General features: G+C 34.6%; 10 protein-coding genes. 5 read left to right on the forward strand and 5 right to left on the reverse strand.

Annotation, left to right across the window (positions count from 1 at the left end):
• Positions 1-16 precede the first annotated feature (16 nt).
• Complete coding sequence (gene gyrA / locus AW14_RS12700; protein ID WP_044639153.1) at positions 17-2,581, reverse strand: DNA gyrase subunit A; 2,565 nt, start codon at positions 2,579-2,581, stop codon at positions 17-19.
• 259 nt (positions 2,582-2,840) lie between these two features.
• On the opposite strand from gyrA, the gene AW14_RS12705 reads away from it, so the two are divergent.
• The gene (locus AW14_RS12705; protein ID WP_044639154.1) at positions 2,841-5,387 is read left to right on the forward strand and encodes an ATP-dependent Clp protease ATP-binding subunit; all 2,547 of its coding nucleotides are present in this window, start codon (positions 2,841-2,843) and stop codon (positions 5,385-5,387) included.
• A 69-nt stretch (positions 5,388-5,456) separates the two neighbouring features.
• Here the strand turns inward: AW14_RS12705 and AW14_RS12710 are convergent, their stop codons facing one another.
• Together AW14_RS12710 and AW14_RS12715 are read right to left on the reverse strand one after the other, a co-directional pair.
• Positions 5,457-6,806, reverse strand: a complete 1,350-nt coding sequence (locus tag AW14_RS12710; protein ID WP_044639651.1) for an MFS transporter — start codon at positions 6,804-6,806, stop codon at positions 5,457-5,459.
• Positions 6,807-6,880: 74 nt separating this feature from the next.
• Positions 6,881-7,696: a M48 family metallopeptidase gene (locus AW14_RS12715; protein WP_179944495.1), complete on the reverse strand. Its 816-nt coding sequence runs from the start codon at positions 7,694-7,696 to the stop codon at positions 6,881-6,883.
• 162 nt (positions 7,697-7,858) lie between these two features.
• Between AW14_RS12715 and msrB the strand changes: the two genes are divergently transcribed.
• Positions 7,859-8,335 (forward strand): peptide-methionine (R)-S-oxide reductase MsrB, encoded by a 477-nt coding sequence (gene msrB, locus AW14_RS12720; RefSeq protein WP_044639155.1) that lies wholly within the window; start codon positions 7,859-7,861, stop codon positions 8,333-8,335.
• Between the two features lie 67 nt (positions 8,336-8,402).
• Here the strand turns inward: msrB and katG are convergent, their stop codons facing one another.
• Both katG and AW14_RS12730 read right to left on the reverse strand, forming a co-directional pair.
• Positions 8,403-10,637, reverse strand: a complete 2,235-nt coding sequence (gene katG / locus AW14_RS12725; protein WP_044639156.1) for a catalase/peroxidase HPI — start codon at positions 10,635-10,637, stop codon at positions 8,403-8,405.
• A 193-nt stretch (positions 10,638-10,830) separates the two neighbouring features.
• Complete coding sequence (locus AW14_RS12730; protein ID WP_044639157.1) at positions 10,831-11,358, reverse strand: fasciclin domain-containing protein; 528 nt, start codon at positions 11,356-11,358, stop codon at positions 10,831-10,833.
• Positions 11,359-11,571: 213 nt separating this feature from the next.
• On the opposite strand from AW14_RS12730, the gene tpx reads away from it, so the two are divergent.
• From tpx to AW14_RS12745, 3 genes are all read left to right on the forward strand, one after another.
• Positions 11,572-12,069, forward strand: coding sequence for a thiol peroxidase (gene tpx / locus AW14_RS12735; protein ID WP_044639158.1), 498 nt, complete (start codon positions 11,572-11,574; stop codon positions 12,067-12,069).
• Positions 12,070-12,076: 7 nt separating this feature from the next.
• Entirely contained in the window at positions 12,077-12,445 is a 369-nt protein-coding gene (locus AW14_RS12740) for a diacylglycerol kinase (protein WP_044639159.1), read from the forward strand.
• A gap of 63 nt (positions 12,446-12,508) precedes the next feature.
• Entirely contained in the window at positions 12,509-14,938 is a 2,430-nt protein-coding gene (locus AW14_RS12745) for a DNA translocase FtsK (protein ID WP_044639160.1), read from the forward strand.
• Positions 14,939-14,943 lie beyond the last annotated feature (5 nt).

Raw genomic sequence — 14,943 nt, forward strand, 5'->3', positions numbered from 1 at the left:
AATTTGTTTATGTTTATTAATTATCGTCGGGATTATCTTCTAAATTAGTATCAATAGCTGTGCCATCTTCTGAAGCATCTATAGTATCTACACCTTCAATGTCATCTTCTATATCTTCTTCTTCACGCATAACTTTAGCGACAGCTGCAATAGAATCGTTTCCTTTTAAATTAATTAACTTAACACCTTGGGTAGCTCTACCCATGGTTCTTAAATTACTAATTTCTAAACGAATTGCAATTCCAGATTTATTTATAATCATTAAATCATCGGTATCTGTAACACTCTTGATGGCTACTAATTTTCCTGTTTTTTCGGTAATCGATATCGTTTTAACACCTTTTCCACCACGGTTGGTAATACGATAAACTGGCTCACCATCTTCCGGATCGTCAATAAACGTACGTTTTCCATATCCATTTTCAGAAACCACTAAAACAGTTTCTTCTTGTGGGTTATTTATGGTTACCATACCAATAACTTCGTCTTGGTCGTTTGCCAAAGTAATACCTCTTACACCTGAAGCACTTCTTCCCATAGGACGCGTTTTCGCTTCTTCGAAACGTACCGCTTTACCAGATCTTAAAGCTAACATAACTTGACTTTCGCCAGTTGTTAATTTTGCTTCTAGCAACTCATCATCCTCTTTTATGGTAATAGCATTAATACCATTTGTTCTTGGCCTTGAGTATTGTTCTAATAGCGTTTTTTTAACTTGACCTTGCTTAGTTGCCATGATTACATAATGACTATTGATGTAATCTTCATCTTTTAAATCTTGAGTACAGATAAAGGCTTTTACTTTATCGTCTTGCTCAATGTTTATAAGATTTTGTATAGCTCGTCCTTTTGATGTTTTACTGCCTTCAGGAATTTCATATACACGCATCCAGAAACATTTTCCTTTTTGTGTAAAGAATAACATATATTGGTGGTTTGTACCTACAAACAAGTGTTCTAAGAAATCTTCATTTCTGGTAGTTGATGCTTTTTGTCCAACTCCACCTCTATTTTGTGTTTTATATTCTGTTAATGACGTACGTTTAATGTAACCTGCATGAGAAATAGTAATAACTACTTGCTCATCTGGAATCATATCTTCGATACTTAAATCGCCACCAGCATATTCGATAATAGAACGACGTTCATCGCCATATTTTTCTTTAACAACCTGAAGTTCTTCTTTAATAATATCCATTCGACGTTCTTTCTTGTCTAAGATATCTTTTAAGTCTTCAATGGTTTTCATTAACTCTTCATACTCCGAACGTAGTTTATCTTGCTCTAAACCTGTAAGTTGACGCAAACGCATCTCTACAATAGCTTTAGCTTGAATTTCTGAAAGTTCGAAACGTGCAATTAAACTAGCTCGCGCTTCATCTGCGTTAGATGATGCTCTAATGATAGCAATTACCTCATCAATATTATCGGAGGCAATAATTAAACCTTCTAAAATGTGTGCGCGTTCTTCGGCTTTACGCAATTCGTAAGTTGTTCTTCTAACAACAACTTCATGTCTGTGCTCAACAAAATAATGTATTAATTCTTTTAAGTTTAATAACTGAGGACGCCCATTTACTAAGGCAATATTATTAACACTAAAAGACGATTGTAAAGCCGTGTATTTGTATAATTTATTAAGAATGATATTTGGAACCGCATCACGTTTTAAAACGTAAACGATACGCATACCGTTTCTATCTGATTCATCGCGAATAGTTGAAATACCTTCTAATTTCTTTTCATTTACCAAATCTGCAGTTTTCTTAATCATTTCTGCTTTGTTAATCTGGTAAGGTATTTCGGTTACAATAATGCACTCACGCCCTTGAACCTCTTCAATATTGGCTTTACCCCGAAGAATTATACGTCCGCGACCTGTATGAAAAGCTTCTTTAACACCATCGTAACCATAAATGGTTCCTCCTGTTGGGAAATCGGGTGCTTTTACATGCTTTATAAGCTCATCTATTTCAATATCATTATTTTCTATGTAAGCAATGGTACCATCTACAACTTCTGTTAAATTGTGTGGTGGCATATTTGTTGCCATACCCACCGCAATACCAGAGGCACCATTAACTAATAAACCTGGGATACGTGTTGGTAAAACCGTTGGTTCGTGTAACGTATCATCAAAATTCAACTTGTGGTCTACGGTTTCTTTATCGATATCTGCCAACATATCTTCAGATATTTTGCGCATACGTGCTTCGGTATAACGCATTGCTGCAGGGCTATCACCGTCAATAGAACCAAAGTTTCCTTGTCCGTCTACCAACATATAACGTAAACTCCACTCTTGGGCCATACGCACCATGGCATCGTAAACCGATGTATCTCCATGTGGATGGTACTTACCTAAAACTTCTCCAACTATTCTTGCCGATTTTTTATGAGCTGTATTAGACCTAACACCTAATTCGTGCATTCCAAACAGTACACGTCTGTGAACTGGTTTTAAACCATCTCTTACATCTGGTAAAGCACGTGACACAATGACCGACATTGAATAATCAATGTAAGCCGATTTCATCTCATCTTCAATATTAATAGGGATCAATTTTTCTCCTTCTGCCATAAATAATTTAATTAAATTTTATGTAAATTTCAAAACAGGCTAATATACGGATTTCATCAGTCTTGACCTGTGAAAAATCGTGGTTTTTTCGTGTTTTTTATTAACAATTTAGCAGGGTGTTTTCGTTAATAAGTATCACTACTAAAATTTTGATTTAATAAAGATTTTTTCGTCAATTAGCAACTTACAGTTAATTTAAGGTATAGTTTTTGCCAATGGTTAAATGTTTTAGTATTTTTATTGCAGAAAGGAATTTAATATGGACGATAATTTTTCACCAAGAGTAAAAGATGTAATTGCCTACAGCAAAGAAGAAGCTTTGCGATTAGGACATGATTTTATTGGTACCGAACATTTAATGTTGGGACTTTTGCGTGACGGTGATGGCAAGGCAATTAATATTTTAAATGCTTTAGATGTAGATTTAAATCATCTAAGACGTAAGGTTGAAATATTAAGCCCAGCAAATCCTACGATCGCATCTGGTTCTAATCAAAAGAAAAACTTACATCTTACAAGACAAGCAGAACGCGCGCTAAAAACGACTTTTTTAGAAGCCAAATTATTTCAAAGTACATCTATAAATACCGCACATTTATTATTATGTATTTTAAGAAATGAAAACGACCCCACTACCAAGCTTTTAAATAAGCTTAAAATTGATTACGACAATGTTAAAGAACAATTTAAATTTATGATTACAAACGATAGCGAATATATAGAACCAAAAGCAGAATCTTTCTCTGATGACGAAGCTTCGTCTGGAGACGATGGTTCTAAAGATATTTTTAGTACACCTGCTGGAAAAACAAATAAAAAATCTAAAACCCCCGTTTTAGACAATTTTGGTCGTGATCTAACAGCGCTTGCCGAAGAAGGCAAATTAGACCCTGTTGTAGGTCGAGAAAAAGAAATTGAGCGTGTTTCTCAAATTTTAAGTAGAAGAAAGAAAAACAATCCGCTTTTAATAGGTGAACCAGGTGTTGGTAAATCTGCTATTGCCGAAGGTTTAGCGCTTAGAATTGTAAAACGAAAAGTATCTAGAATTTTATTTAATAAACGTGTGGTTACGCTTGATTTGGCTAGTTTAGTAGCCGGAACTAAGTACCGTGGACAGTTTGAAGAACGTATGAAAGCCGTAATGAACGAGCTTGAAAAAAACGACGATGTCATTCTGTTTATAGATGAAATTCACACCATTGTTGGTGCAGGTGGAGCCACCGGAAGTTTAGATGCTTCCAACATGTTTAAACCGGCTTTAGCACGTGGTGAAATTCAATGTATTGGAGCTACTACTTTAGATGAGTACAGACAATACATCGAAAAAGATGGTGCTTTAGAGCGTCGTTTTCAAAAGGTTATTGTTGAGCCTACTACGGTTGAAGAAACTATAGAAATTCTTAACAACATTAAAGCTAAATATGAAGATCATCATAATGTAGATTATACACCAGAAGCTATTGAAGCTTGCGTGAAATTAACCAGCCGCTACATGACCGAGCGTTTTCTTCCAGACAAAGCTATTGATGCTTTAGATGAAGCAGGTTCTCGTGTTCACATCACTAATATTGAAGTGCCAAAGCAAATTCTAGAGCTTGAAAAACAACTAGAGGCTATCAAGGAAACTAAAAATGCTGTTGTTAGAAAACAAAAGTATGAAGAGGCTGCTAAATTAAGAGATGACGAAAAACGCATTGAAAAAGAATTAGCAACGGCTCAAGAAAAATGGGAAGAAGACACAAAACAACATCGCGAAGTTGTAACAGAAGATAATGTTGCCGATGTAGTTTCTATGATGACCGGTATTCCTGTGAACAGAATAGCGCAAACAGAAATTAATAAACTAGCTGAATTACCAAACCTTATTAGAGGCAAAGTAATCGGACAAGATGATGCTGTAACTAAAGTTGTTAAAGCTATTCAGCGTAACCGTGCCGGACTTAAAGATCCAAATAAACCTATTGGTTCATTTATATTCTTAGGTCAAACTGGTGTTGGTAAAACCCAATTAGCAAAAGTATTATCTCGCGAATTATTTGATAGCGAAGATTCTCTTGTTAGAATAGACATGAGTGAATACATGGAAAAATTCGCTATTTCCAGATTAATTGGAGCACCTCCGGGATATGTTGGATATGAAGAAGGCGGACAACTAACCGAAAAGGTAAGACGTAAACCTTACGCTGTGATTCTTTTAGATGAAATTGAAAAAGCGCATCCAGATGTGTTTAATATGCTACTTCAAGTTCTAGATGATGGCTATTTAACAGATAGTTTAGGTCGTAAAATAGACTTTAGAAATACCATTATTATTATGACTTCAAATATTGGAGCTCGTAAATTAAAAGATTTTGGTACTGGAATTGGTTTTGGAACTGCTTCTCAAAAAGCTCAAGAAGATGCCAATGCAAGAAGTGTTATTGAAAATGCACTTAAAAAATCGTTTGCACCAGAATTCTTAAACAGAATTGATGATGTTGTTATGTTTAATGCTTTAGAAAAAGAAGATATTAATAAAATTATCGACATCGAGCTAGAAAAACTTCTGGTAAGAATTAAAGATCTAGGTTACAAATTACAACTTAGCGAACCAGCAAAAGATTATATTGCAGATAAAGGTTTCGATAAGCAATACGGTGCCAGACCTTTAAAAAGAGCTATTCAAAAATACATTGAAGATGCCCTAGCTGAAGAGATTATAACCTCTCATGTAGAGGAAGGCGATCAAATAAATATTGATTTAGATGAGGCGAACAACGAACTTAAAATCAGTATTGAAAAATTAGAAAAACCAACAGAATCTTAAATTGATTCTATTAAATAAAAAAGCTCGAAAATAATTTTCGAGCTTTTTTTTGTTTAAATTCTATACTATTTACTGTTGTAAATTTTCATCAACAATATCTTTAGGAACTTTAAACAATAAAATAATACCTATTAAGAAGAACACAAATAAAAATAAAATTGAATTTCGCATACTTCCCGTTATTTGATCGATAACGCCAAAAATTAACATACCAATTACAATCCCTATTTTTTCGGCGACATCATAAAAACTAAAATACGATGTGGTATCGACAGTCTCTGGCAAAAATTTTGAATACGTAGAGCGCGATAACGACTGTATACCACCCATTACAAATCCTACACAACCAGCTGTAATATAAAACTGAAGAGGCGTTTCAATAAAATAGCCGTAAAAACAAAGTAACATCCACATCATATTTATTACTATAAGTGTTTTTATATTACCAAATTTAGCGGAAGACCTTGATGTTAAAACTGCACCTATTACTGCTACAATTTGAATAATTAATATACTTACTATTAACCCCATTGTTTTATCGCCTTCTTCTCCCCAAGCTATTTCCTGTTCTCCAAAATATGTAGCCACCAACATAATGGTTTGAACTGCCATGCTGTAAACAAAAAAGGCACTTAAAAAACGTTTAAGTTGTATGTTATGAGCTAAATTTTTCCAAACTTCTTTTAAAGACTTTATACCATTAAATATAACATGTCGCTTCACTTTATTCCCAGTTTTCACACCTTTGGGCAAATAATAAAATGAATACTGACTAAAAATTATCCACCATAAACCTACAGTAATAAAAGTAGAACGCATCGCTAAAATTGAAGCTGCATCTTTATCCTCTTGGGTCGTTCCTATGTCGAAACCAAACCACTCGGGCTTCATAACCATGGCTAAGTTTATAAGCAACAACAAAACACTTCCTATGTAACCAAAACTAAACCCTTTTGCACTTATTTTATCTTGTTGCTCTACGTAAGCTATGTCTGGTAAATACGAATTATAAAACACAAGACTTCCCCAAAAACCAAGTAAGCCAAAAAAATAAAATAACAAACTAAGGTAAATGGTATCTAAACTAAACCAATACAAGCCAATACAGCCTAAAGATCCCAGATAACAAAAGAATTTCATAAACATCTTTTTATTTCCCAAATAATCTGCAATACCCGAAAGTATTGGTGATGAAATAGCAACTACCAGAAAAGCAAATGCGGTTACAAAAGAAATTAAAGCAGTATTTTTTATTTCAAAACCAAAAGCATTAACCTTGTTACCATCAATAAAGTTTAAAGTGCCATAAAAAATTGGAAAAACTGTTGATGCAATGGTTAATGTGTACACAGAGTTTGCCCAATCGTAAAACGCCCAAGCGTTTAAAAGTTTTTTACTTCCTTTTTCTAATTCTGCCATAATAAAAAAGCTGCTCATTTATTTGAGCAGCTCCTAAAGTAAACAAATCTTTTTATTTCAATTTAAAGAAATCATTATTTAAATGATGTCACACCAAATTTTCTAGCTTCCTGTTTAGCTGTTGGTGCCAAAGAAGTTAAGTTTGCGATACGAGATTCATTCGATGGATGCGTACTTAATAATTCTGGCGGAGATTGCCCACCACTTTGAGCACTCATACGCTTCCATAATTCTGCTGCTTCTTCTGGGTTGTATCCTGCTATTGCCATTAAATACAAACCTATTTTATCCGCTTCAGTTTCATGACTTCTACTAAATGGCAACATAACTCCTACCTGAGAGCCAATACCATAATATTGATTAAAGGCATTTCTGGAACTTTCATCTTTAATAACAACATTACCCGCCAAAGCGACACCTTGTTGTACATATGCGGCACTCATACGTTGTTGACCATGATTTGCTAAGGCGTGAGCTACTTCATGCCCCATAATAGCTGCTAAACCAGCCTCTCCTTTTGCTACAGGTAAAATACCCGTATAAACTACAATTTTACCACCTGGCATGCACCAAGCGTTAACAGCTTTATCTTGAACTAAATTATATTCCCATTTATAATCATTTAAATATCCTGGATGCCCATTAGCCGTTAGCCATCTTTCTGCTGCTACAGCTATTTTTTGTCCGACACGTTTTACCATAGCGGCATCAGCTGTACCATTAACTACTTTATTTTCAGATAAAAACTGATTGTATTGAGCAAATGCCGTTGGAAATAACTGATCGTTAGAAACTAACGCCATTGTTTTTTTTCCTGTAAACGGATTGGTAGCACATGAAAAAATCATGGAACTTATTACAAGTGATAATGATATCTTTTTAATATTCATAATTAAAATGTTGTTTATAATATTGTCTATAAATGTACGAAAATAGTATTTGTTTTAATAGACACGACGAATTTTTATAGGTCACCTTAACAAAGTAAAAATACATACCATTATATTGTTATGATTTAATAAAAATAACGACTTATTAATTAAAATTATTTTATGAAACGTATTTTAACTTTAGCAATTACACTTACCATACTTAGTTGTAACAGCCATGCGCAAAAAGAAAAGAAAGAAACCTTTAAAGTTTCTAAAACCGATGCCGAATGGAAAGCACAATTATCGAATTTAGAATATAATGTTTTAAGACATGCTGCCACCGAACCCCCATTTTCAAGCAAACTAAACAACAACCATCAAAAGGGCGTTTATGTTTGTAAAGGTTGTGACACCCCGTTATTTAAGAGTGAACACAAATTCAACTCGGGTACTGGTTGGCCTAGCTTTGACAGAGAAATAGAAGGAAATGTAGCCTTTTCAACCGATTACGATTTAGGCTACGAACGCACCGAAGAACATTGTGCCACTTGTGGTGGCCACTTGGGACATGTTTTTAACGATGGCCCCAAACAAACCACAGGCGAACGCCATTGTATTAATGGAGCTGCGCTTAAATTTGTACCAAAAAATAAATAACAAACAATATCAAATAAAAAAAAACACCCGTTTGGGTGTTTTTTTTATTAAATTAGTTTAGACCTCATTACAAATCGAAACGATCTAAGTTCATAACCTTCGTCCAAACTTTTACAAAATCATTGATAAACTTATCTTGAGCATCATCGCAAGCATAAACTTCTGCTAAAGCTCTTAATTCGGAATTTGAACCAAAAATTAAATCTACTCTCGTGGCTGTCCATTTTATATCGCCGGTATTTCGGTCGCTACCAACAAATACAGTACCTGCATCGGTAGTAGGCTTCCATGTAACATTAAAATCTAATAAATTTCTAAAAAAGTCGTTAGTTAATGCTTCAGGATTATTAGTAAACACACCATGTTTTGAATGATCGAAATTGGTATTTAAAACACGCATACCACCTAGTAAAACGGTTAATTCTGGCGCGGTTAATGTTAATAATTGTGCTTTATCGATAAGCATTTCTTCTGCAGAAACTTTATGTTTAGCATTGTAATAATTTCTAAAACCATCGGCTGCAGGCTCTAATACTTTAAACGATTCTACATCGGTTTCATCTAGAGTTGCATCGGCTCTTCCTGCAGTAAAAGGAACATATATTTGTTTTCCTGCATTTTTAGCAGCCTGTTCAATACCCACATTACCAGCTAATACAATAATATCGGCTATTGAGACTTTTTTATTTCCTGTTTGAGATGCATTAAAATCATTTTGAATGCCTTCTAAAACATTTAAAACCTTAGATAGTTGTTTAGGATTGTTAACTTCCCAATTTATTTGAGGCTCTAATCGTATTCTTGCGCCATTAGCACCGCCACGTTTATCAGACCCTCTAAATGTTGATGCCGATGCCCAAGCAGTTGATACCATTTCGGATACAGACAACCCAGAGTTAGCAATTGTTTCTTTTAAACTTTTTATATCATTATCATCAATTAACTCATGTGTCACTTCAGGAATGGGATCTTGCCATTTTAAAACTTCCGATGGAACTTCTGGTCCTAAATAACGAGATACAGGCCCCATATCTCTGTGCGTTAATTTAAACCATGCACGCGCATACGCATCTGCAAACTCGTCTGGGTTTTCATAAAAATGTCTTGAGATTTTTTCGTATTCAGGATCAAATCGTAAAGACAAATCTGTGGTTAACATAAAAGGTGCATGTTTTTTATGCGGATCGTGAGCATCTGGAACCGTACCTTCACCTGCATTATTTTTAGGTTTCCATTGGTGGGCACCTGCAGGACTCTTCGTTAATTCCCATTCGTAACCAAATAAATTTTCAAAATATTTATGACTCCATTTTGTTGGCGTATCGGTCCAAGCACCTTCAATACCACTAGTAATGGTATCGGCTCCTTTTCCTGTTCCAAAATTATTTTTCCAACCCATACCCTGCATCTCGATACCTGCAGCGGCTGGTTCTGCTTCTACATATTTTGATGGATCTGCGGCTCCATGCGTTTTTCCGAAGGTATGACCACCTGCAATAAGCGCAACCGTTTCATAATCGTTCATGGCCATTCTAGAAAATGTTTCTCTAATATAATGCGCAGATTCTACGGGGTCTGGGTTGGCATTATGACCTTCCGGATTAACATAAATAAGCCCCATATGTGCAGCTGCTAAAGGGTTTTCTAATTCATCTTCGGCATAACGTGATTCATTTCCCATCCACTCCGATTCGGAGCCCCAATAAACATCCTCTTCTGGTTCCCAAACATCTTCTCGACCTCCTGCAAAACCAAACATTTTTAATCCCATAGATTCATGCGCACAGTGTCCAGCTAAAATCATTAAATCTGCCCAAGATAACTTTTTACCATATTTTTGTTTAATAGGCCATAACAACAAACGGGCTTTATCTAAGTTCGCATTGTCTGGCCAACTATTAAGTGGTGCAAAACGTTGCATTCCAGCGCCTGCTCCACCTCTACCATCTTGCATTCTGTAAGTTCCTGCACTATGCCAAGCCATACGAATAAAAAATGGTCCGTAATGTCCATAATCGGCAGGCCACCAATCTTGAGAATTGGTCATTAATTCATTTATATCTTTTTTTACTTCGTCTAGATTTAGTGAGTTGAAAGCTTCGGCGTAATTAAAATCAGGATCCATAGGATTAGACAAATTAGAGTTTTGTCTCAGCACACTTAAGTTAAGCATGTTTGGCCACCAATCGGTGTTCTTTATACCTCCGTTAACTCCTTTTTTTAAGGTTCCATTATGAAAAGGACATTTGGTAATATCGCCCGAATGCGTTGGATAATTATTTGATTGATTTTGATTTTCCATAATATTGTAATTTATCTTATTTAGTGAGTTATAAATTTACAAAATCAAAAGACGTTAATTAACTAAATTCAATTTTTATATATTATTTAACAATAATAAAAAACTATTGAAATGGTTTTTACAATAGCTTAAATAAATAAAAAAGCAACTCCAAACCAGAGTTGCTTTTTTTTATTGACTATTTCAAATAATACTATGCTTTTGGTAAAAGAACAGCATCGATAACATGAATAACTCCATTAGATTGGTTGACATCGGCAATAGTTACTTGTGCTGAGTTTCCGTTTTCATCGGTTAAATAAACATTTCCATCTTTCATCCAAGCGGTTAACATACCTCCAGTAATTGTTTTTATTTCTGCTTTCCCCTTACCTTTTTTAATCATTTTAATTACATCCTTTGAATTCCATTTCCCAGCTACAACATGGTACTTTAATATGGTTTGCAATTGTGCTTTGTTAGATTCTTTAAGCAAGGTTTCAACTGTTCCTTTTGGCAACTTATTAAAAGCATCGTTAGTTGGTGCGAAAACGGTAAAAGGTCCTTCACTCATTAAAACATCGACTAAACCAGCAGCTTTTACCGCAGCTACCAAAGTGGTATGATCTTTCGAGTTAATGGCATTCTCAACAATATTTTTACTTGGGTACATGGCTGCACCTCCAACCATTTTAGTTTCCTCTTTCATCATTCCGTTTTGAGCCATCGCATTTTGACTCATAAAAAAGGTTACAGAAAGCAATACGGCACTAAATACATTTAACTTTTTTATAATAATTTTATTTTTTGTTTATACTCAACAAACGATAATTAATAAGTTAGGGTTTTTAAAAAAGCGCTATTTAACTTTTTGTTAACAATTAAAAAATTACAATATCTTGGACGTTAAGCATTCAATTATTACTATTTTTATCAAAAAATAAAAAACAACTAAATGGCAACAGTAACATTAAAAGGAAACACCATAGAAACCTCTGGTGAATTACCAAAAATTGGATCGAAAGCTCCAGATTTTAAACTAACAGCAAACGATTTATCAATCAAAACTTTAAATGATTTTAAAGGAAGTAAAATTGTATTAAATATTTTCCCTAGTGTTGATACAGGTACTTGTGCCCAATCGGTTAGAGAATTTAATAAACAAGCCAGCGCATTAGAAAACACAAAAGTTTTATGCATATCGAGAGATTTACCTTTCGCGCATGCTCGTTTTTGTGGCGCAGAAGGCTTAGATAATGTTATTTCTTTATCCGATTTTAAAAATGGTAGTTTTGGAAAAGATTACGGTTTAGATTTTGTTTCGGGACCACTTGAAGGTTTACATTCACGTTGTGTGATTGTATTAGACGAAAATGGCGTAGTAACACATACTGAACAAGTTTCGGAAATTGTTGACGAACCAAACTACAAAGAGGCTTTAAAAGCATTGTAATGTTTTAATGATAAAAAAAGAATCTTTTCTCGTAAATCGAATAAAAAGTATAGGCTATGCCTTTAAAGGTTTTGCTATACTTGTAAAAACTGAAGCCAGTATTAAAACACAGGTATTCATTGCAATTTTGGTTAGCGCGGCAGGATTCTTTTTTAATATTTCAATTACCGAATGGCTTATACAAACCCTAGCAATTGCCATGGTAATAAGTATTGAAGCTATTAATACTGCTATTGAAGAAATTGCAAACTTTATTCATCCAGAGCATCACCAAAAAATTGGTTTGATTAAAGATATAGCAGCAGGTGCTGTGTTTATTGCTTCAATTTTTGCCGTTATTATAGGATTAATTATATATTTTCCAAAGGTTTTTTAAATACGATAACCTATAGGATAAACGTTAGTAATTTGTATTTTTGCTTAATCTAATAGCGCGTTAATGGCGAAGAAAAACAACAACAAACCAAACCATACTAAAACTAAATTTAAAATGCCAAGTTTTAAATTATCAAGTCAGCAAAAATTGATTTTTGGTAGTTTTCTTGCCATTTTAGGCATCATGCTCTTTGTTGCTTTTATTTCCTTTTTATTTACCGGAGATGCAGACCAAAGCACCATAACACAACTAACAAATAGAAATGTTAAAACCCAAAATTGGTTAAGCAAAGCTGGAGTATGGCTTAGTAACTTTTTTATAGAGCGTGGTTTTGGTGTAGCGTCATTTATTTTTGCTGGTCTCTTTTTCTTATCGGGTATTTATGTTTTAATGAATCTTAGCAAAGCGAAGCTAAGAAAACATTGGTTTTGGGGAATTTTAATTGTTATTTGGCTATCAACCCTCTTCGGCTTTTTTAGCAACACTTTCGATTTATTAGGAGGCACCATTGGTTTTGAAGTGAACAGCTATTTACAAGATTATTTAGGAAAAACCGGAACCATTTTATTACTTCTATTCGGTTTAATTACCTATTTGGCCATACGCTTTAAAGTTACATTTGAAAGTATTGCAGCCCTTTTTAAATCGGCTAAAAGTGATTTTAAAGAAGAATTTTCAAAATCGAATGAAGATACAATTGTACCTGTAGATAATAACTTATCGGATGAAGCCGAAGCTTTTAAAACGGCATTCGACCTTTCAACAGAAAAAGAAGCCGCTAAAGAAACAACCACAATAAGTTCAACACCAGAACCTAAAGTAGATTCTACACCGCTAGAAGTTAACCCTCCGGTTAAATCAGTTGAAAAAAGCGATTTAGAAATGACTGTGGAAGTTGAAGAAGAATCTATTGAAATGGAAGTTGAAGAAGTACCTGAAGAGCTTTCGGAAACCGATAATTTATCCAATAAACTAGTTGCCGATTTCGGACAATTTGACCCGACCCTAGAATTATCTCAATTTAAATTTCCGCCTTTAGATCTTCTTAAAAAATACGACAGCGAAGGGATTACCATCAATCAAGAAGAACTTGAAGAAAATAAAAACCGTATTGTAGATACATTAAAAAATTACAACATTGGTATTGCCAGTATTAAAGCAACCATCGGGCCTACCGTAACACTTTATGAGATTGTACCAGATGCTGGAATTCGTATTTCAAAAATTAAAAATTTAGAAGACGATATTGCCTTATCGCTATCGGCTTTGGGCATTCGTATAATTGCGCCCATTCCTGGAAAAGGTACTATTGGTATCGAGGTGCCAAACAAAAATTCTACTATAGTTTCGATGCGTTCGGTAATAGCTTCAAAGAAATTTCAAAGCTCCGACATGCAACTGCCTATTGCTTTAGGAAAAACAATTAGCAACGAAACCTTTGTTGTCGATTTAGCAAAAATGCCTCACTTGCTTATGGCTGGTGCGACAGGGCAAGGTAAATCGGTTGGTTTAAATGCGGTACTAACGTCGTTATTATACAAAAAACACCCTGCCGAAGTAAAATTCATTTTGGTTGACCCTAAAAAAGTGGAACTTACACTGTTTAACAAAATTGAGCGTCACTATCTAGCAAAATTACCCGATAGCGAAGATGCTATTATAACAGACAACACAAAGGTTATTAACACATTAAACTCGTTATGTATTGAAATGGACAACCGTTACGAGTTACTTAAAAATGCCATGTGTAGAAACATAGCCGAGTATAATGTTAAGTTTAAAGACCGTAAATTAAACCCGAATGACGGTCATCAATACCTACCATATATAGTACTTGTAGTCGATGAGTTTGCAGACTTAATCATGACGGCAGGTAAAGAAGTAGAAACACCTATTGCACGTTTAGCTCAATTAGCTCGTGCGATTGGAATTCACTTAATTATTGCTACACAAAGACCATCTGTTAACGTAATAACGGGTATTATTAAAGCCAATTTCCCAGCGCGTATTGCTTTTAGAGTAACTTCTAAAATAGACTCCAGAACCATTTTAGATGGCTCGGGAGCAGACCAACTTATTGGTAGAGGTGATATGTTATATACGCAAGGAAACGATTTAATTCGTGTGCAATGTGCCTTTGTTGACACCCCTGAGGTCGAAAAAATTACCGACTATATTGGATCTCAAAAAGCCTATCCTGAGGCCTATATGTTACCTGAGTTTGTTGGCGAAGAAAGTGGCACAAGTCTTGATATAGATATAGCAGACAGAGATAAACTATTTAAAGAAGCAGCCATAGTTATTGTTACAGCACAGCAAGGCTCGGCTTCATTATTACAACGTAAACTTAAACTAGGTTACAATCGTGCCGGAAGGTTAATAGACCAATTAGAAGCCGCTGGTATTGTAGGTCCGTTTGAAGGTAGTAAAGCCAGACAAGTGCTCATAACAGATCTTACTGCATTAGATAACCATTTAGAAAATGAAATTTAATATTT

This window comes from Siansivirga zeaxanthinifaciens CC-SAMT-1 (assembly GCF_000941055.1).
GTDB lineage: Bacteria > Bacteroidota > Bacteroidia > Flavobacteriales > Flavobacteriaceae > Siansivirga > Siansivirga zeaxanthinifaciens.